Origin of the sequence: Lactobacillus kefiranofaciens (assembly GCF_014656585.1) — a bacterium.
In the GTDB taxonomy this organism is placed as follows: domain Bacteria; phylum Bacillota; class Bacilli; order Lactobacillales; family Lactobacillaceae; genus Lactobacillus; species Lactobacillus kefiranofaciens.
The window spans coordinates 814258-834271 of the sequence record NZ_CP061341.1; the positions used below are offsets into that span (position 1 = coordinate 814258).

Genomic DNA, 20014 nt, shown 5'->3' on the forward strand with positions numbered 1-20014 from the left:
AGATGTGGAAAACAATATTACGGCGTTTGTTAATCATGATCCCACAATTGATTATCTTGAGTCTGTTGGTCTTCTTGCTTGCTAAGATGATGCCAGGTGACCCATTTAGTGGATCAATTAACCCTAACACCGACCCTAAACAAATCGAAGCTTTAAGAAGAGCTGCTGGACTTTATGATCCATGGTACGTTCAATACTTTAGATGGGTAGGAAACTTGTTCCATGGCGATCTTGGTACAAGTTATATCCAGCACGTACCTGTAACATCATTAATTGCTGATCGTGCAAGTAATACTTTCTGGTTATCACTTTTGACAACTATTTTAAGTTATAGTATTGCGATTCCTCTTGGTATTACCGCTGGTCGTCACCAAGACCAATGGCAAGATAATGGTGTACAAATCTTTAACTACATTACTTTAGCTACACCAGGTTTCGTATTCTATATCTTAGGTTTGTGGTTATTCGGATTTACCTTAGGTTGGTTTCCAATCTCAGGTTCCGTATCAGCCAGTGCATCCGGATTCTGGGGAGTTCTTCTTAGTCGATTAGATCACATGATCTTCCCAGCTATTCTGTATGCCTTAATTGCGACTACTGGAACAGTTCAGTACTTAAGAACTGGTATCGTTGATAACAAGGTTGAAGATTACGTAAGAACTGCACGCAGTAAGGGTGTTCCTGAAAATGTTGTTTTCCATAAGCATATTTTAAGAAACTCATTATTGCCAATCGCTGCCTTCTTAGGTAACACGATTACCGGTCTTCTTAGTGGTTCAATGATCATTGAAAGTGTATTTAGTTATCCTGGTATGGGTAAGCTGTTCCTTGACTCAATTAGTCAGCGTGATTACACAACTTTAACTGCTCTAATTCTGATCTTTGGTATCTTAACCTTAATTGGTAATCTTTTATCAGATATCATTATGAGTATTATTGATCCACGTATTAGAATTCAATAGGGAGGAGAGAAAAAATGGCTGATAAGAAAGAAAATTCTGCTAAGACAGTAAAAGCAAAAGAAGCTAAAGATAAGGCTACTCTCCCACCTTCTGGATTTCGGGTAGCTATGCGTGAAATTTTACGGTCAAAGTCCGCATGTATAGCTTTGATTATCATTATTTTAATATTGTTATTCACTTTTGGTGGATCTTTATTCTTGAATAAAGCACAAGTTACCGAAATGAACATTGCTGATGCCTACTATGGTTGGGGTGAAGCTGGTCACTTACTCGGTACTGACGATGGTGGTCGTGATATCATGAAGCTCCTTATGATGGGTGGACGTAACTCAATCATGATTGGTATCTCAGTTACCTTAATCACTGAAATTGTCGGTTTGATTGTCGGTTTGGTTTCAGGTTACTACGGTGGTGCAATTGACTCAGTTATCATGAGAATAGTTGACTTTGTTCAAATTTTGCCACAATTGCCAATTATCATTGTTTTGACTACTGTTATTCGTAACTACAATGCCGTAATTTTAGTATTCTTGATTGCGATGTTTGGATGGACAACGACGGCGCGTTATTACCGTTCCTTCATCCTGTCACAGCGTGACCGTGATTATGTTTTGGCTTCTAAGACTTCAGGTTCATCTAATCTACAAATTATGTTCCGTGAAGTTTTGCCTAACATTACTTCAATGATTATCATTGACGTTGTTTTAACTATTGCTGGTAACATTGGTATCGAAACTAGTTTGTCCTTCTTGGGCTATGGTTTGCCTACTACAACTCCATCACTTGGTACTTTGATTGGATTTGCGGATGACCCAGTTAACGTTATTAACCGTCCATGGTTGTGGCTTCCAGCTACTATCTTGCTTTTGGTTATTTCCTTAAGTATTAACTATGTTGGTCGTGCCTTACAACGTGCAGGTGACGCAAGACAACGTGAAAATTAATAAATTAATAAAATCATTAAAAACAGCTCTGTCGCTTGATAGAGCTGTTTTTGTTTTAATTCCATAATAATAAAGTTATGCGATTAACTTAAAATTAAAATTATTTTCATAAAAATATTGAGAAATTAATAAAACATGGTATTATTTAATTATCAACTTGATTCCCAAAACAGAAATAATAAGCTGAATATGGAGGCATATAAGTATGAAGAAAACACAACTTTTAGGATCAATCGGATTGGTTACAGGTGCTGTTTTAACTTTAGCAGCCTGTGGTCAAAAGAGTAATGATAATGCGGGCGCTAACGACGCTAAGAAGTTCCCACAACAAACACCAAAGAAGGCTGTTAAAAAGGGTGGTACTTTATCTTACGCACTTGAAACTGATACCCCATTTACTGGTATCTTTAACGACGAATTATCCACTACTGCAATTGATAGTACTGTAGCTCAATTCGGTGACGAATCATTATTTGATACTGATGATAGCTATAAGATTAATAGTAAGGGTCCTGCAACTTTTAAGCTTGACCGTAAAGCTAAGACTATCACTATTGAAGTTAAGAAGGGCGTTAAGTGGTCAGACGGTAAGCAAGTAACTGCTAAAGACGTTGAATACGAATACGAAATCATGGCTAACAAAGGCAGTAAGTCACAACGTTATACTGCTTCACTTCAAAACATTGTTGGTGTAACTGATTACCATGATGGTAAGTCTAAGACTATTTCCGGTATTGAAATGCCAGACGGTGAAAATGGTCGTAAAGTTGTAATTCATTTTAAGGAAATGAAACCTGGTATGCTTCAATCAGGTAACGGTTACTTCCTTGAATCAGCTAGTCCATATCACCAATTGAAGAACATCCCATTTGATAAGTTGCAATCTTCAGATGCTGTACGTAAGAATCCTATCTTCTTTGGTCCATACAAGATTAGTAAGATTGTTCGTGGTCAATCAGTAACTTGGGTTCCTAACAAGTACTACTGGAGAGGTACTCCAAAGCTTGATAAGATTACAATTAGTGTTGTTAACACTAACTCAGCTTCACAAGCTATTAAGAGTCACAAGTTTGACATTGCTGACGTAGTTAACTCACAATGGGACCAAGTTAAGAATACTAAAGATGTAAACTTCGTTGCTAAAATTCCTCTATCATACGGTTACATGGGCTTTAAGGTTGGTAAGTGGAAGGATGGCAGAAATGTCATGGATCCTAAGGCCAAGATGAACAACAAGGCATTACGTCAAGCTATGGCTTATGCAATGAATATTGATGCTGTTAATAAGCGTTATACTCATGGCTTATCCTTCAGAGTACCAACTTTAATTCCTGAACAATTTGGTGACTACTTTAACAAGAATGTTAAGGGCTATAGCTACAACCTTAAGAAGGCTAACCAATTGCTTGACAAGGCTGGTTACAAGAAGAAGGGTACTTACCGTGTACAACCTAACGGCAAACCATTAACTATCAATCTTGCAGCTATGGCTGGTGACTCAACCCTAGAACCAATCACCAGAAACTACATCCAACAATGGAAGAAGATTGGTTTGAACGTTAAGTTAACTACTGGTCGTTTAATCGAATTCAACTCATTCTATGACAAGATTCAAAACGATGCTAAGGATGTTGATGTCTTCATGGCTGCATGGTCACTTTCAAGTGAACCTTCACCAAACGACCTTTACAACGAAAAGGCACCATTCAACTTTACTCGTTTCGTAACCAAGAAGAATACACAGCTTCTTGGTGAAATGGACTCACAAAAAGCCTTCAATCACAAGTACCGTGTTGACAAGTTCCATGAATGGCAAAAGTACATGAATGACGAAGCTTACGTTGTTCCTACTTCTAACAGTTACTCAATTGATGCAGTTAACAGCAAGATCACAGGTTACTCACTTAAACCTTCAGATGCTAACTCATTATGGTACAAGGTTGGTTACGCTAAGTAAGACCATTATTTTAATCATTAGTAAAACTATTCTCCAAACTCTAAACATAATTAATTCTTTATCTAGACTTTCATATTAAAATCTAATAACTAACACAAGGAAACAGGTATCTCAAAATGGGATACCTGTTTTTTCTAAGTGTATAATTTTTTGCGGTAAGTTGAATAAATAATTAAAAAAGCTCAAATCCTTTGAAATTGGACTTGAGCTCAAACAAAAAGACCAGTAGTCTGATGTTAAGAACAAAAAACACATTAGAAGCTGGTCTTTTATGGAATCTATTATAGCTGATATCGTGAAAATTATTAAGTCTGAAAATAATGTTATTGCCCGTGAAAAGGCATTAATGTGCTATTTCTTTGATCTGATTAGAGAATTGATGACAGCAGCACTAGAAGAAGTTGATGCTGGTCTAGTTGAAGAGACTAAAAAGCAAGGCTATCAGATCGAGAAGAAAAATAAGCGTTCAGTTGTGACTGCCTTTGGTGAGATTAGCTATTGGCGCAGAAGATATGCTTGTCCTGGCAAAAAGGCTAAATATCCACTGGATAAGCTGATGGGCTATGACAAATATAAGCGTTACAGTGTTTTGGCAGTGAAGGATATTTTGCAGGTTAGCGCCGTGGCAACTTACCGCAATACTGCTTTAGCTGTTAATACTCTCTCCTGTTTCAAGATTAGCCATAGTCAAGTTGGCAAGCTGATTGTGCAAGCAGGCAAACAGATTAAAGTACAGCAGCAGTCTGAGGAAAGATACGATGGTATTACTCAAAAGAAAAAGGTGCCAGTGCTTTATCTTGAAGGCGATGGCGTTGTGATTAAAGGCACCAAGAAGCGACTGGAATTTCATCGCTATCAAGTCTGCGAGGATATTATTAATTTAAGCAAGACGTGCAGAAAGAGAGTACAGGCCAAAGAGTTTGTTTCTTTAAGCCGCTTGGATGCTTTACAAGAAATTAAAGCTTATTTAGCCAATACCTATGACTTAAGCAATACTTTAATCATCAGTAATGCCGATGGCGGTGCTGGTTATGCCAAGAAAGACTTTGATGAAATAGTTGGCTATTGCAAGCAGCACGAGCACTTCTTAGACGTCTTCCACTTGAACAAAAAGATCAAGGACCGTTTAGGCTTTATGCCGGCTATGCCAAGCAAATTGATCAGTGCAGTTGAGTTTAAATATGACCGTCACTTGACTGACGTGATTTTAGACACGATTGAAAGCAATCTGATTGATGAGCTGAATACGCCAGAAAATCATGAGAATTTAAGGCGCCTGCGCAGCTATCTTCATCGTCGCTGGGTGGATATTAAGCCGTTTAAGATGCGTCATTTGTCCGTAATTAAGGCAATTGGCTGCTGTGAGAGCAATCACCGTAAATATACTTATCGCGTCAAAGGGCAAGGAAAATACTGGTCAGAAGATGGTGCCGAAGGAATTTTGCGTGTGCTGACTTGCATTAAAAACAAAGAGCTGGAATACTGGCTTAGCAGTGAGTTTGCAGGTGGACAGCTCGATATTGGTGATCAGGAAGAATTGAAAGGTGCAGTTCGTGCCAGCCTAAGAAAGACGCATGAAGCTCATCTAGGCATTCATCATGGAGCAATCGAAAGCTTAACAGCAGGTCATAGCTATTTGGATGATTTCGGCAGAAAATTAAGTCAAATAAATATTTAAGAAATTAAGGTCAGACTAATGGTTAATAGCCTACCGCAAAAATATTGACACTTACGCAAGATTTAAATGTATTGCAGGCAGCACGATTTAATTATAAACTAAGAGGCGTAGTTGATTTGTAGCTTATCCAAGCAAATCTACCCTAAATTTAGACAGAAAACTTAGACAGTCTGCTAACATAACTACAAAATTTGCAAACTTTTGTAAAACTGTTAGAAGGGAAACATTTATAAAACATGACAATTAGAACAATTGCTCATAAACGCTTAGTTGTTGGAGAAAAAAAGCAAAGATTTGGCTTCCGTAAGACGATTTTAGGTCTCTGCGGGGCAATCTTGGGCAGTACCTTATTGATGGCGGATGCTGCTAATAACGCTCACACGGTACATGCCGCTGAATTTGATCAAGACCAAGCAAAATCTGTACAAACTAAAGCTGATGCAGCTAAGGATAATGGCGCAAGTACTGATGTCAGCAAAGCTTCAGCTAAAACGCCAGTTGAGGCTAAGGGCAACGAAGGCACTAATACTGCTAACGGCTTAAACGGTAAAGCTGGCCAGCGTTTAGCTAAGAAAGAGGTGTCGCAGCTTAATTCATCTTTAAAGCAAGATGAAAAAGCTGGTGCTGATAAGAATCAAGGCGCTGATAAAGGCGCAACTGGTACTGGTGCAGATAAATCAGGCAGTCAATTAGGTTCTCAAACTGGCGCGCAAGGTGCTGGCAAAGGCACGCAAGGTACAGGCACAGGCGCGGATAAAGGTGCGCAAGGCGACAAGTCAGCAGCTACTGCAGCAAAGGCTGAAACGACTAGTGCAAGTAGTAGCAGTGCAGCAAAGGCCGAAACGACTAGTGCAAGTAGTAGCAGTGCAACCAACGTTGATAGTACTAACGGAAGTGCAGCAAACGGTAGCAGTGCAACCAACGTTGATAGTACTAGCGGAAGTGCAGCAAACGGTAGCAGTGCAACCAACGTTGATAGTACTAACGGAAGTGTAGCAAACGGTAGCAGTGCAACTAACGTTGATAGTACTAACGGAAGTGCAGCAAACGGTAGCAGTGCAACTAACGTTGATAGTACTAACGGAAGTGCAGCAAACGGTAGCAGTGCAACCAACGTTGATAGTACTAACGGAAGTGTAGCAAACAGTAGCAGTGCAACCAACGTTATCAAGAGAACAGTAAATATTGCTAAGCTTACACGTCATTTTACTCAATTGAAAACTAATAAAGCTTCAAAGACAAATACAGATAACGAAGCTTTAACACATGTTACTAAAGATACTTTTCTTGATTACTTTTCATTAAATGGATCGGCCACCTATGATAAAAATTCTGGGATTGTGACTATTACACCAGATGAATATAATAAAGTTGGAAATTTCTCTCTTAAAAGTAAAATTGATATGAGTACAAGTTTTACTTTAACTGGTCAGGTTAATTTAGGATCTAAGCCTAACGGAGCTGATGGTATTGGTTTTGCCTTTCATAATGGTAATACCACAGATATTGGTAATGCTGGTGGCAACTTGGGTATTGGTGGCTTGCAAAATGCTCTGGGATTTAAGCTTGATACATGGTCAGATGGTTATCAAGCTCCACAGTCTGATAAAGATGGTAGCCAAATCGATTCAACTAACTCTAATGATTTTGGTTGGAATGGGGATTCTATGAATGCTCCATATGGCACATTTGTTGATACTGAAAATGAAGAAGTTGCTACTAAGGATGGAATAAAAGTTCAAAGATGGTGGGCTAAAGATGTTGATGGAACTTCCCAAGCGTTAAGTAAGTCTGACGTAAACGGCCAATTTCATGATTTTACAGTTGATTATGATGGAGATAAAAGAACATTAACAATCAAGTATACCCAAACAAGTGGTAAGAGATTAACTTGGACTACGACTGTCTCGAAATCTAATCAAGCCATGGCAATGATTGTCAGTGCATCAACTGGTGGTGCTAAGAATTTACAGCAATTTGAAATAATGAGTTTTGATTTTAAGCAAGCAGCGACAGTTAATGTTAAGTATGTTGATACAAAAGGTAATCAAATTGATCAAGGTAAGGTTACTTATCCAAAAGGCGCTAATGTTAATGGTACTTATACTACAGGACAATTAGAAATTCCCAATTATAAGTTTGTAAGAATGGATGATGGTACTGCCACTGGATCAAAAAGTTTGCCAGCGACGGGTACTCTAACAAAAGCTGGAGATAATGGGACGGTTATTTATGTCTATGCACCAAATGCTGAGAAAGCAAATGTCACTTACATTGATGACACAACTGGCAAGACGTTAAGCACCAAGGACTTGACTGGCAATTATGGTTCAACTGATCCTTATCGGACGAGTGAAACCATTAACGGTTACGAAAGCCAAGGTTATCAATTAGTATCAGATAACTACCCAACTAATGGTGTGGTTTATAACCAAGACGGCACGGTTCAAAGTTTCCAGGTACACTTGACACATAGTACAACGCCAGTTGGACCAAATAACCCAGAAAAACCGGGAGAGCCAATTAATCCAGACAATCCAAATGGACCAAAATGGCCAGATGGTACTGATAAGAATTCATTAACCAAGACGGTTAATCAAACAATTCATTATCAATATGTTGGTGGCCAAACAGCAGCACCGGATAAAACAGACTCGACAACTTTTGACCATCAGGTCGAAGTTGACAAAGTAACTGGAAAGATTGTTAAAGATGATGGCTGGTCCGCCGAGAATGATAAGACTAGTTTTGATGCCAAGGTTTCACCAGTGATTGCAGGTTATACAGCCAGTCAAGCAAGCAGTACAGCAGTAACAGGTTTGACACAAGATAGTCAAGACAATGTGCAGACAATTGTTTATGCGCCAAATGCCGAGACAGCGAATGTAACTTACATTGATGACACAACAGGCAAGACGTTAAGTACTAAGGACTTAAGCGGGGCTTATGGTACAACAGATCCATATCGAACAAATGATACGATTGCGGGATATGAAAATGCAGGTTATAAGTTAGTTTCTGATAATTACCCAACAAGCGGTGTGACGTATAAAGAAGACGGCACGGTTCAAAGTTTCCAGGTACACTTGACACATAGTACAACGCCAGTTGGACCAAATAACCCAGAAAAACCGGGAGAGCCAATTAATCCAGACAATCCAAATGGACCAAAATGGCCAGATGGCACTGATAAGAATTCATTGACTCAAACAATTACCAGAACAGTTAACTACTATGACAAGCAAACAAAAGCGGTAGTTGCCAAACAAGTTACGGAACAAGTCACCTATAACCGGACAGCGATAGTTGACAAAGTAACGGGTCAGATTATTGGTTACTCGACAACAGGTGGTGATACCGTTGACCAAACTGATGGTAATAAAGCTTGGACTGCAGTTGATAATAAGTCTGATTGGGATTCTGTCACTTCTCCTGACTTGAGTTCCAAGGGCTACTTGGCACCGGATTTGGCCACAGTTGCTCAACAGACAGTTACCCCAGGTGATAAGGATGTTACAGTTAATGTTTACTATGACCACGACGTGGTCCCAGTAAATCCAACGAATCCACAAACACCAGGTGAACCAATTAATCCAGATGATCCAGATAGTCCGAAATGGCCAGCTGGGACTGATAAGGATTCGCTGACAACTGATGTTCACCAGACAATCCATTATCAATATGGCGATGGTTCACAAGCAGCTCCTGATAAGACTGATTCCACGACATTTGACCATCAAGTTGAAATTGATAAGGTCACGGGTGAGATTGTTAAGGATGATGGTTGGACAGCCGAAAATGGCAAGACGAGTTTTGATAGTAAGAATTCACCGGTAATTCCAGGCTATACTGCAAGTAAGCCAGCCAGCGATTCAGTTGATGGCTTAACGCAAGATAGTAAGGATAATGTTCAGACCATTGTTTACGCTAAGACTCCAGTTGCTGGCGGTAACGTCACAGCTAAGTATGTTGATGAAAACGGCAATCCAATTGCTGACGACGTTATTGCTTCTGGTAATGTAGGCGATCCATATTCAACGACCCAAAAGGATGTGCCAGGCTACACCTTCAAAGAAGTCCAAGGGAACCCTACGGGGAGCTTTACGGATCAGGATCAGACTGTTACCTATGTTTACACGAAGAACCCCGCAACAGATAACAATGGCGGCACTGAGCCCAATCAACCGGGGAAGCCAGGTAATGGTACGGACACAGGAAATCCCAGTTCTAACCAACCAGGGAATCCTTCCCAGCCAAGTAACGCTACTAACAATGGAGTAATCAATACGTCGACTAATACAGAATCTAAAGTTAACAACGGTGCTGTTAATTCACCAGAATTACCTCAAACTGGTGAAAACAATAGTCAAAGTCAAACAATGTCATTTATTGGTATTTTGTTGGCAATGTTTGGAAGTTTACTCGGTTTTCTTGGTATCAAGAAACGTCGTAATGATTAACCATTAAATAAATATATCTGTAGCGAATATAGATTATTTAAAGAGGACCCTGAAGAATATTATTATTCTTCAGGGTCTTTATTTGGCTCTACGTCGGCAAGAATGTCAATAGGCCGGACAAAAGAAGTTACGTTCTGACGAAGGCACTTGGTTATTTCTTAAATTCACGCATCATCAGGTCTTTTACCAGCGTTTTATTTTGTTTTGATGTGACCGAGGAACGACAAACAAAGTTGCGAGATAAACCCAGTTTTGATTAATCAGGTGAATATAGGTGATGTCAGTGGTAACGACCCCAGATAAATCAGCTAGATGTCTCATTAAATTAGGCTTCTGCGACGTGTCAGTATTGGTTGTAGGCTTTTTAGGACGTTTGCGATACATAGTCGATTGAATGCCTAATTCATGCATGACCTGCCAAATCGTTCGGCAAGAATGTCAATGGTCCGGACAAGAATTGTACGGTTGGACGTGCGGACGTTTTTTGGGGCTCAAATCGTCAGTGTGGTTTGTGGGATCAATCTTCATTTGCACACCGAAACCGGAGGTGCCCGCTTCTTCTGCATCAGCATAATCAATCCCAACGCTAACCACTTCACCTTGTGCTTGATGGTGACGAAGTCTGCCAGCAACCTGATCAGCAATCTCGCTAAGCACGACTTTAATCTCCTTTGCCTGCGTGTAATCACACATGAGCACCTGACTATTGCCATAGTCTTTTTTCACATTTACTGGGTGGTAACTTTAATTATGCAATCTAGGATCCATGCATGGTCGTTATTTTTACGATCATGCTTTTTGCTCCTATACTGAAATTTGGTACCAAAATCATTAGATTTTGTGTCATAATGATAAAAATCAGAATAGGAGTTTTTTTATGAAATATTATTCAGATGAATTTAAAAACAACATCGTTAAGCTTTATCACAATGAAAATCGTTCAAAGAAATCCTTAGCCAATGAATATGGGGTTCACCCAACCACCATCAGTCATTGGATCAAGCGGGCCAAATTAGTTGAACTACCTGACGGTGGCGTAACGAGTGTTGAAGCCTTCAAGCAACTACAGAAAGAAAACCAGCAGTTAAAAGAAAAAAATGAAATTTTAAAAGCAGCGGCGGTGTTACTGGGAAGGCATTAGGCAAAGTTAAAGCCATAGACTTTATCAACGAACAATTATGTAAACACCGCCTCTGGATAATCTTGAAAGCCTTAGGGCTTTCTAAAAGTACGTATTATCATTGGAAACACTATCAGACAAGTCGTCATGATAAACAAGATACGATTTTAAAAAGCCAGATCTTTGAAATTTGGAAAAATAATTATAAAGCCTATGGTTACCCTCGGATCACAATTGCCATAAGAAGACTTGGTGTAGTCATTGGCCCCAATCGTGTCTACCGATTAATGCAGGAGTTAGGCATTCGATCACTAATGGGGCGGCGCTTTAAGAAGCCAGGCACTCATGTAGATTATTCCCAACGGCCTAACTTGATTAAGAACCATCCAATTGGAACTATTTGGCGTGCTGACATAACCTACCTAGAACTAAGACCAGGCACTTGGGTTTATCTAAGTACCATCTTTGACCAAGCTAGTAAGCAAATCATCGCTTTCAACATTGGCAAGGAGATGGCATCGAAACTGATTATTAAGACATTGTTGCAAGCCTTGAGCAGGGCTTCTAAGCCAACCTTTTTGCACTCTGATATGGGTTCACAATACACCAGTATTGCTTATGAAGGCCTGTTAAAGCAGCACCTGATTAGGCATTCATATTCCAAACAAGGTTATCCATATGATAACGGTCCGCTCGAAGCTTTCCATTCGCTACTTAAACGAGAATTTATTTTTCAAACACGTTTTACTAGTTTTGAGGACTTAGTCCTCAGAGTTGAAAATTACATTAACTGGTATAACACCGAAAGAATTAGGATAAACGGCTAATTTTTTTAGTACCAAAACTTGACGTAGGAGCATTTCTTTTTACCCGAAAGTAGTCGAGTGCACAATTCTCCTTAATAAAAGTAGTCCAATAAGGCAAAACTCGATTTTATGCCAGTAGCTTAGTCCACTCAATTGTTAAGCTCAAAATCAGTTATTTTTACAACCATTCTCAACCCCGTCATATCAACCTTTATCACTACTTTCAGAACCTGTCTAGTATCTGCTGAATCTGGTAGAATTGTGGAAAACCGACTGAGGAGTTTGTCATGCCAGATTATCCAAGCAATATTTCTCGAGCGCAATTTGCGTTAATACAACCTGATTTAGAAAACTTCCGCAAGCATACAAGACCGCGTCGTTATGATCTTTATGACGTATTCAATGCCATCCTTTACTCGCTTACTACAGGGTGTCAATGGCGTGAATTACCGCACGATTTCCCGGAATGGCATACCGTCTACCGCTATTACGATATGTGGCGAGATAAACCAGACCCGACAGCTGATTCGCTATTAGAAAGGCTTTTAAAAAAACTGTCGCTTCCTATCGTTTTGCACAGGGCCGATCGGCCCGAACGTCGTTTGTGATTGTTGATGCTCAAAGTGTTAAAACCACTGATTTAACGAAAAAAGTGGCTACGATGGCGGCAAAAAGATTTCAGGGATTAAGCGTCATATGGCGGTTGATATTAACGGTTTACCACAAGCCATTCTCGTGACACGAGCTAATGTATCAGATTGTTCAGGTGCATTGGCTATGCTTAGTTTGGCTAGCCAAAATTTAGAGCTGGTTCAGCATGTCATGGTTGATGGTGGCTACACTGGCAATGACTTTGCGGATCAGGTGAAACTCATTTTGAATGCTAAGACGACGGTAGCTAAACGCAACGAGTTGCATATGTTCACGGTGTTACCGCAACGATGGATCGTTGAACGTTCATGGAGTTGGCTAGACAAATGTCGGCGACTTTGAAAAAACTGTGAACGTGCCCTTAACAGCAGTCTTCAAATGGTTGTATTGGCCTTCCTGAAGATAGTTCTTAAAAGATACTAGACAGGTTCTTACAATCCACTGACCATCAAAAGTGGCACTATCTCTTCATTAACAAACCACGTCATTATTATGGTTTCTAGAATCGATATTCAACAAAAAGGTTTGGACTTGTTGGTTAAGATTGCCGCGAACATACCGGATGATTGGGAGATTCGCTTAGCTGGTTCAGGTCCAGACGAAAACAAATTGAGAAATTTGATCAGTCAAATGAACGTGAATAATAAGTTGAAACTGACAGGATCGCTAACGGATGAACAGTTGGCAATACATTATCAAACATCCTCGATTTTTATGATGACGTCTCGTTGGGAGGGACTACCACTAGTGATTGGTGAAGCAATGAGTTTCGGATTACCCGTTATATCAATGAATAATACTGGCGCCCAAGAATTTTTAAATGGGGGGGAATTTGGCATTCTGACACAGGATCATCGTGTGCATGACCTAAACATAAAGCTTGATACCCTCATGTATTCACCATCCATTCGGGACTATTGGGCTAATCAAGCCTTACAACGAAGTCATGATTTCTCACTTTCGGATGTTACTAATCAGTGGCAGCGACTTTTTAAAGAGCTTAGTCTCTAGTGAGAAAAACATTTATAATGTTTTTTGACTAATCTGTAAGGTTTTTATAAGGCTACATATCAAGCATTCAAATGAAGTGGTATTAATGGTCGAATTTTAAAAAACGTATTTTGCACAATTAAAATTGCTTTATGTTATTATAATCATAAATAATAATTTCGGACCATGTGGGCAGTTAATCCAATCTAGAGACGCCGTGACACAACAATGGAAAGAAGGAATGTCACATGAAGGGCAAGATTGTTATCACAACGTTGACAGCATGCCTTTTAATCGGAGGTTGTTCGAAGCTTAGTACCAACTCTAAAACACCATCGACATCCATTAGTTCCGCTACGAAGGTATCTAATTCTGCAAAAGAGAAAATGTCTTCTAGTTCTTCATCTACTGTGGCTAGTTCAATATCATCAAAGAACTCATCAGTAAAAGAGGATACTACAGATTCTCGAATTCAAGAGCTCAATCAGAGGTTGTCTATGGCAATTAGGACTACAAAAAAACCAACTGTTGATGGGTTGAACGAAAATCACAATCGCTTGAATATGCACTATATTAGTAATGCATACGGATATACGGTTTATTATAGTGTTGGAGCTACAGCCAAGAAATTTAATGCCAGCACCTTAGCTAGCGAAACGCCTTATGCAACATTCAATAAAACCGCCTATGTCTCCACAGCGGCTGCAGTGACCGCGGTTAATCACCACGCACAAGAGACTGGGTTACCGGTCATTGATCTTGGGAGTGGTGTTCAGGGGACTATTGATCGAGGAGCTGGACAAGCTTATCTCACATGGCAAGCAGGTCGCTGGTCGGTAACAGTACATGCCTCACCTGTCATGGGCCAAGATCCAGTTGCTATGAGCAAACAACTGGTAGCATTGTTTAACCAGTACTCGCTTCCCATTCCGAGCCAAGTTGGGGCAGGCAACTTTGATGTCACTGATAATGGATTAAACCAAACTATTACTTGGCAAGAAGGTGCCATCTTGTATAAAATATCTGCACGTTCAGCCGAAACTGCCATTAAGATGGCTTCAAGTATGAGTCGTTAGTCGAGTGGCTTGCGTTTAACGAAAGCGGCGATTATTTCAAGGAGGTCATCAAATGAAGAAAGTATATACAACAACCATGATTAACACTGGAGGACGTTCTGGTGAGTCACATAGCCCAAACCACTCTTTCAACGTAAACATTGAAAAGATAGGGGGGTAACACTATGAAAATTGTTCTTTTAGATGGATATGAACTAAACAAAGATTTAAATTGGAAAAGCTTGCAAAAATTGGGCGACTGCACTTTATATGATCGTACACCAGTTAACGATAACGCTGAAATCATAAAACGAATTAAATATGCTGATATCGTCATTACACACAAAACACCCCTAGATCATGAAGTGATTAGCAAAACATCACGATTGAAGTATATCGGAATCATGGGAACCGGTTATGATGTCGTTGATATTGAGAGCGCACACCAGAACAAGGTTGTGGTGACTAACATTCCCACATATGCAAGTGACGCAGTGGCACAATTTACTTTCTCGTTATTATTAGAAGTGACTAGCCAAGTTGGATTGCATAATCAGCTTGTTCATGAAAACCGGTGGGCACAGGCTCCTGATTTTACTTTTTGGGAAAAACCGCTATTAGAATTAAAAGGGAAAACTTTAGGAATAATCGGTTATGGCCATATTGCGCAAAAAGTTGCTAAAATAGGACACGCTTTTTCTATGAAAGTTATTTTCTATAATCATCGTCCTAAAAAGGTTCCTGAATCATGGATTCAGCAGGTTTCATTTGATGAACTATTAAGGCAATCTGATGTGCTTAGTCTGCATGTGATCCAAACACCAGAAACAATTGATTTAATTAATAATGATACGATTGCCAAAATGAAAACTGGGGTTATTATATTGAATACGGCCCGAGGCAAATTGGCTAATGAAGCGGACATCAAGAATGCCTTGAATGAAGGCAAAATTTATGCCTACGCCACTGATGTTGTTAAAGGGGAGCCCATTGCTAGTGATAGCCCATTATTACAGGCCAAAAATTGTTATATTACCCCACATATTGCTTGGGCCCCATATGAGACAAGAGAACGGTTGTTGCATATGACTGTTGATAATATAAAAGCATATTTATCAGGAGATCTGAAAAACGTTATCAATTAATGGCAATGGTCTGTGAATTCTTTTGCCTACATTTAAGTAAAACTGTCTAAAATAAAGCAATTAGAAAAATTATTCAAAATGATTATGAAAAATTAAAATCAATGGACCAGGAAGAATTGCTAGAACGAAGAATGAAAAAATACATAGAATTTAGGTGAAAAGATGAATAACTTGATTGTATATGTACATCCTTATGATAAAAGCTATAATCATGCTGTTTTGAATGCTGTCCAAGCTAACATGAAGAAGAATAGAAAAAAGTTTAAGATCTTAGATCTGTATAAAGATAATTTTAACCCAGCATATGATGCTAGGGAGTTAAGTCTTTATTCTAAAGGAAAAACTTGTCGTCCGCAGGTTAAATTTTATTTAAAAGAGCTTAAAAATGCTGATACTCTCATTATAATTTGTCCATTTTGGTGGAATGGAGTGCCAGGAATGCTTAAGGGCTTTATTGATGTAGTAATGAAGGAAGGAAAGGGACTTACCCACGAAAATACTATGATGGGAGTGAAAGGGAAATTAGTGAATATTAAACATACCTATGTTTTAACTACCTCAGCAGCTCCCACTTTTTATTTGAAATTATTTTTAGGAAATGGAATCAAAAGAATTTTCTTAAATAAAACACTAAAACAATTGGGAATGAAAAAAAGAAAGTGGATTAATTTTGGAGGGATTACAAGATCTACAAAAAGTAAAAGAAATAGATTCTTATCGTATATAAAAGAATATAAATTTAAGTAGCATTCATTTTAAATCAATTGCTCTTGTAAAGTTATAGTCTACTTCTTTTCAAACATTTCTAGCCATAGCCAATAGGCACGTTTCTCATCGCTTGAGAGCGAGTTTAGCATACGGTCAATAGCTTGGTCGACTGTTTCGTCTTGAGTGGAATTACTTAGTGCGTTCTCTAGCGCATTAATCTTCAATACTGTTTGCTTCTGCAAACGTACCGTCTGGTAGGACTTGCGCCCACTCTTGGGTCGGCCTACTGGGCGTTTTTTTGTTGGTACAGTAGTGCTACTGGTAGACTTACTTGCGGCTTCCTCAAGCTGTTTGCTGACCTTGCTAGGGTCATAGCTCTGGTTGATGAGCTGAATACGCCAGAAAATCATGAAAACCTAAAGCGGCTGCGCAGCTATCTTCATCGTCGCTGGGTGGATATTAAGCCGTTTAAGATGCGTCATTTGTCCGTAATTAAGGCAATTGGCTGCTGTGAGAGCAATCACCGCAAGTATACTTATCGCGTCAAAGGGCAAGGAAAATACTGGTCAGAAGATGGTGCCGAAGGAATTCTGCGTGTGCTGACTTGTATCAAAAACAATGAGCTGGAATACTGGCTTAGCAGTGAGTTTGCAGGTGGACAGCTCGATATTGGTGATCAGGAAGAATTGAAAGGTGCAGTTCGTGCCAGCCTAAGAAAGACGCATGAAGCTCATCTAGGCATTCATCATGGAGCAATCGAAAGCTTAACAGCAGGTCATAGCTATTTGGATGATTTCGGCAGAAAATTAAGTCAAATAAATATTTAAGAAATTAAGGTCAGACTAATGGTTAATAGCCTACCGCAAAAATATTGACACTTACTGCCGTTTTCATGCTGTTGTAACTTTTTTGTAATAGTGTTATTATTTAGAAGTTAACTTGTTCCAAGTTATGGAGGATTTTTACTAATGAAAAAGGCAAAACTTTTTGCTAGCATTACATTATTATCAGGTGCAGCATTAACTTTAGCCGCTTGTGGGAAGTCGAATTCTAATTCTAATGAAGCTTCTACTGCAGCCAAGTTTAGTTCAGCAGTACCTACTAAGACCGCTAAGCAAGGTGGTACTGTTAAGGTAGCTGTTGAAACAGACACCCCATTTACTGGTATTTTTAATGATGAACTTTCAACTTCAGCAACTGATACTGAAGTTATGCAATATGGTGCTGAATCACTTTTTGGTACTGATGATCACTATGTCTTTAATAACAAAGGTGCAGCTACTATTAAGATTGATCAAAAAGCAAAGACGGCAACTATTAACATTAAAAAAGGTGTTAAGTGGTCAGATGGTAAGCAAGTTACTGCCAAGGACTACGAATATGCTTATGAAATCATTGCCAACAAGGACTCCAAGTCACAGCGTTATACTTCAAGCTTAGCTGACTTAGTTGGTTTGGAAGAATACCACAAGGGTCAATCAAAGACTATTTCTGGTTTTGAAATGCCTGATGGTGAAAATGGTCTTAAAGCCGTACTTCATTTTAAGACTATGAGACCGGGTATGAACACTAGTGGTAATGGTTATATTTGGGAGGCAGCTGCTCCATATTATTACTTAAAAGATGTTAAATTTAAAGATTTAATGTCAAGTGATAAGGTTCGTAAGACTCCATTATTCTTTGGCCCTTATAAGTTGCAAAAAGTTGTTCGTGGTCAATCGACTACATGGGTACCTAATAAGTATTACTACAAGGGTAAGCCAAAGTTGAACAAGATCACTGCTTCAGTACTTAACCCTAACTCAGTTGCTCAAAGTATTAAGTCTCATAAGTTTGATGTAATTGCCGTTATCAACTCACAATGGCAAAACATTAAGGGAACTAAGGACGTTAACTTCATTGCCCAAATTCCGCTTTCATACTCATACCTTGGTTTTAAGGTAGGTAAGTGGGATGCCAAGAAGGGTGAAAACGTTATGAATCCTAAGTCTAAGATGAATAACAAGGCTCTTCGTCAAGCAATCGGTTACGGTATGAACGTTGAACAAGTTTACAAGCGTTACTCATATGGCTTGAGCTTTAGAGTACCAACTTTAATTCCTAAACAATTCGGTGACTACTTCGATAAAAATGTTAAGGGCTATACCTACAACATTAAGAAAGGTAATGAAATCTTAGACAAGGCTGGCTTTAAGAAGAAGGGCAAGTACCGTGTACAACCTAATGGTAAGCCTTTGACTATTCGTTTGGCTGCTATGACTGGTTCATCAACTCAAGAACCAATCGTTCAAAACTACATCCAACAATGGAGAAAAGAAGGCTTGAACGTTAAGTTAACTACTGGCCGTTTGATTGAATTTAACTCATTCTACGATAAGGTTCAAAATGATGACCCATCAGTAGATATGTTCTTAGGTGCATGGTCATTATCTAGTGAACCATCACCAAATGACCTTTATGGTGAAAAAGTACCAATGAACTATTCACGTTTCGTAACTAAGAAGAACAATCAGCTTCTTACTGATATGGACTCACAAAAGGCCTTTAACCATAAGTATAGAGTTGATAAGTTCCACGAATGGCAAAAGTACATGGATGATGAAGCTTACATCATTCCTGTAGCTAACAATTACTCAATTACTGCTGTTAACAAGAAGCTTACTGGTTATTCACTTAAGCCATCAGACTCAATGGGTAACGGCTTCCCTAACTGGTACAAGGTTGGTTATGCTAAGTAAATTAAGTTAAAAATGAAAGGGCTACTTCTAAGTTTAGAAGCAGTCTTTTTTTGCATTCAAAAAAGCAACCTAAAACTGGTATAATTTAGAGGTATAAAAGGGGCAATTTTATGGTAAGTACAAAATTTTTAAAGAAATTAAAAGAAGAATATAATATTAAATTCAATAATGAAAAGCTGCTAGAAGAAGCCTTTACGCATTCTTCTTATTCAAATGAACATTCTAATGATGGTATTCGTGATTATGAAAAGCTAGAATTTTTAGGTGATGCGGTTTTGGAATTGGCAGTTTCAGATTATCTTTATCGTCACTATCCTAAGCTTAATGAAGGTGAATTAACCAGGTTGAGATCGAACATCGTTAGAACTGAAGGTTTTTCAGAATTTGCGATTGAATGTGGTTTTCAAACAGAAATTCACTTAGGTAATGGTGAAGAGAAAGCAGGTGCTAGAAGGCGTAAGACTTTGTTAGAAGATGTTTTTGAAGCTTTTAATGGTGCTTTGTTTTTAGATCAAGGAATGCCAGCGGTTGAACACTTTTTGCATTTAACGGTTTATCCATTAATTGATAAAGGTGAATTTGATGATTCACGAGACTATAAGACTGATCTGCAGGAATTATTGCAACAAGATGGCCCTGTTGATATTGAATATAGTGTGGTGAGTGAATCACAGCTTCCTTCACATTTTGTAGTTGAATTGAAAATTAATAATAAAGTACAAACTCAAGGTGAAGGCCATAATAAAAAGGCAGCTGAGCAACAAGCAGCTAAATCAGCATTACAAAAATTTGAATAAGGG

The 20014-nt window shown here is 38.9% G+C and carries 14 protein-coding genes and 4 pseudogenes; 15 read left to right on the forward strand and 3 right to left on the reverse strand.

The window, feature by feature from the left end:
• Positions 1-2 precede the first annotated feature (2 nt).
• The 5 genes from opp4B to ICI50_RS04180 all read left to right on the forward strand — a co-directional run bounded on the left by opp4B (position 3) and on the right by ICI50_RS04180 (position 10001).
• Positions 3-962 carry an oligopeptide ABC transporter permease gene (opp4B, locus tag ICI50_RS04160; protein WP_012212411.1) on the forward strand — a complete coding sequence of 320 codons (960 nt, stop codon included), beginning with the start codon at positions 3-5 and terminating at the stop codon, positions 960-962.
• 14 nt (positions 963-976) lie between these two features.
• Positions 977-1906: an ABC transporter permease gene (locus tag ICI50_RS04165; protein WP_054640331.1), complete on the forward strand. Its 930-nt coding sequence runs from the start codon at positions 977-979 to the stop codon at positions 1904-1906.
• 205 nt (positions 1907-2111) lie between these two features.
• Entirely contained in the window at positions 2112-3863 is a 1752-nt protein-coding gene (locus tag ICI50_RS04170) for an oligopeptide ABC transporter substrate-binding protein (RefSeq protein ID WP_054640330.1), read from the forward strand.
• Between the two features lie 271 nt (positions 3864-4134).
• Complete coding sequence (locus ICI50_RS04175; RefSeq protein WP_188892006.1) at positions 4135-5541, forward strand: ISLre2 family transposase; 1407 nt, start codon at positions 4135-4137, stop codon at positions 5539-5541.
• 236 nt (positions 5542-5777) lie between these two features.
• Positions 5778-10001, forward strand: coding sequence for a lectin-like domain-containing protein (locus ICI50_RS04180; protein ID WP_188892008.1), 4224 nt, complete (start codon positions 5778-5780; stop codon positions 9999-10001).
• A gap of 183 nt (positions 10002-10184) precedes the next feature.
• On the opposite strand, the gene ICI50_RS04185 is transcribed toward ICI50_RS04180, so the two are convergent.
• Both ICI50_RS04185 and ICI50_RS04190 read right to left on the reverse strand, forming a co-directional pair.
• A complete protein-coding gene (locus tag ICI50_RS04185) occupies positions 10185-10412 on the reverse strand; it encodes a hypothetical protein (RefSeq protein WP_233605467.1) in 228 nt (75 codons plus the stop codon).
• Positions 10413-10493: 81 nt separating this feature from the next.
• A pseudogene (locus ICI50_RS04190) lies at positions 10494-10721 on the reverse strand (DinB/UmuC family translesion DNA polymerase); the annotation flags it as partial.
• A gap of 157 nt (positions 10722-10878) precedes the next feature.
• Here ICI50_RS04190 and ICI50_RS04195 point away from each other — a divergent pair.
• The 7 genes and pseudogenes from ICI50_RS04195 (at position 10879) to ICI50_RS04225 (ending at position 16515) form a co-directional block, all read left to right on the forward strand.
• A protein-coding gene (locus tag ICI50_RS04195) for an IS3 family transposase (protein WP_143445827.1) occupies positions 10879-11948 on the forward strand; the annotation gives its coding sequence in 2 pieces (ribosomal slippage) (positions 10879-11116 and positions 11116-11948; 1071 coding nt in all).
• A gap of 266 nt (positions 11949-12214) precedes the next feature.
• Positions 12215-13001: pseudogene (locus ICI50_RS04200) on the forward strand (IS5 family transposase).
• 63 nt (positions 13002-13064) lie between these two features.
• Positions 13065-13589, forward strand: coding sequence for a glycosyltransferase (locus tag ICI50_RS04205; protein WP_257796640.1), 525 nt, complete (start codon positions 13065-13067; stop codon positions 13587-13589).
• A 476-nt stretch (positions 13590-14065) separates the two neighbouring features.
• Positions 14066-14644 carry a hypothetical protein gene (locus ICI50_RS04210; protein WP_244964970.1) on the forward strand — a complete coding sequence of 193 codons (579 nt, stop codon included), beginning with the start codon at positions 14066-14068 and terminating at the stop codon, positions 14642-14644.
• Positions 14645-14696: 52 nt separating this feature from the next.
• Positions 14697-14798, forward strand: a pseudogene (locus ICI50_RS04215) (organic hydroperoxide resistance protein); the annotation flags it as partial.
• 10 nt (positions 14799-14808) lie between these two features.
• Positions 14809-15768 carry a D-2-hydroxyacid dehydrogenase gene (locus ICI50_RS04220; protein ID WP_095341968.1) on the forward strand — a complete coding sequence of 320 codons (960 nt, stop codon included), beginning with the start codon at positions 14809-14811 and terminating at the stop codon, positions 15766-15768.
• Positions 15769-15930: 162 nt separating this feature from the next.
• A complete protein-coding gene (locus ICI50_RS04225; RefSeq protein WP_054640627.1) occupies positions 15931-16515 on the forward strand; it encodes an NAD(P)H-dependent oxidoreductase in 585 nt (194 codons plus the stop codon).
• A 38-nt stretch (positions 16516-16553) separates the two neighbouring features.
• Here the strand turns inward: ICI50_RS04225 and ICI50_RS10800 are convergent, their stop codons facing one another.
• The gene (locus ICI50_RS10800; protein ID WP_236694811.1) at positions 16554-16718 is read right to left on the reverse strand and encodes a DUF5388 domain-containing protein; all 165 of its coding nucleotides are present in this window, start codon (positions 16716-16718) and stop codon (positions 16554-16556) included.
• Positions 16719-16853: 135 nt separating this feature from the next.
• Here ICI50_RS10800 and ICI50_RS04235 point away from each other — a divergent pair.
• From ICI50_RS04235 to rnc, 3 genes and pseudogenes are all read left to right on the forward strand, one after another.
• Positions 16854-17303: pseudogene (locus tag ICI50_RS04235) on the forward strand (ISLre2 family transposase); the annotation flags it as partial.
• 141 nt (positions 17304-17444) lie between these two features.
• A complete protein-coding gene (locus ICI50_RS04240; RefSeq protein WP_056941023.1) occupies positions 17445-19214 on the forward strand; it encodes an oligopeptide ABC transporter substrate-binding protein in 1770 nt (589 codons plus the stop codon).
• A gap of 110 nt (positions 19215-19324) precedes the next feature.
• On the forward strand, positions 19325-20011 hold the full coding sequence (gene rnc / locus ICI50_RS04245) for a ribonuclease III (protein ID WP_013853901.1): 687 nt from the start codon (positions 19325-19327) through the stop codon (positions 20009-20011).
• The last annotated feature ends 3 nt before the right edge of the window (positions 20012-20014 follow it).

What these genes read in the sequence shown, in the direction of transcription:
- opp4B (WP_012212411.1), top strand. Translation starts at nt 3, where the DNA reads ATGTGGAAAACAATATTACGGCGTTTGTTAATCATGATCCCACAATTG.
- ICI50_RS04165 (WP_054640331.1), top strand. Translation starts at nt 977, where the DNA reads ATGGCTGATAAGAAAGAAAATTCTGCTAAGACAGTAAAAGCAAAAGAA.
- ICI50_RS04170 (WP_054640330.1), top strand. Translation starts at nt 2,112, where the DNA reads ATGAAGAAAACACAACTTTTAGGATCAATCGGATTGGTTACAGGTGCT.
- ICI50_RS04175 (WP_188892006.1), top strand. Translation starts at nt 4,135, where the DNA reads ATGGAATCTATTATAGCTGATATCGTGAAAATTATTAAGTCTGAAAAT.
- ICI50_RS04180 (WP_188892008.1), top strand. Translation starts at nt 5,778, where the DNA reads ATGACAATTAGAACAATTGCTCATAAACGCTTAGTTGTTGGAGAAAAA.
- ICI50_RS04185 (WP_233605467.1), bottom strand. Translation starts at nt 10,412, where the DNA reads ATGCATGAATTAGGCATTCAATCGACTATGTATCGCAAACGTCCTAAA.
- ICI50_RS04210 (WP_244964970.1), top strand. Translation starts at nt 14,066, where the DNA reads ATGGCAATTAGGACTACAAAAAAACCAACTGTTGATGGGTTGAACGAA.
- ICI50_RS04220 (WP_095341968.1), top strand. Translation starts at nt 14,809, where the DNA reads ATGAAAATTGTTCTTTTAGATGGATATGAACTAAACAAAGATTTAAAT.
- ICI50_RS04225 (WP_054640627.1), top strand. Translation starts at nt 15,931, where the DNA reads ATGAATAACTTGATTGTATATGTACATCCTTATGATAAAAGCTATAAT.
- ICI50_RS04240 (WP_056941023.1), top strand. Translation starts at nt 17,445, where the DNA reads ATGAAAAAGGCAAAACTTTTTGCTAGCATTACATTATTATCAGGTGCA.
- rnc (WP_013853901.1), top strand. Translation starts at nt 19,325, where the DNA reads ATGGTAAGTACAAAATTTTTAAAGAAATTAAAAGAAGAATATAATATT.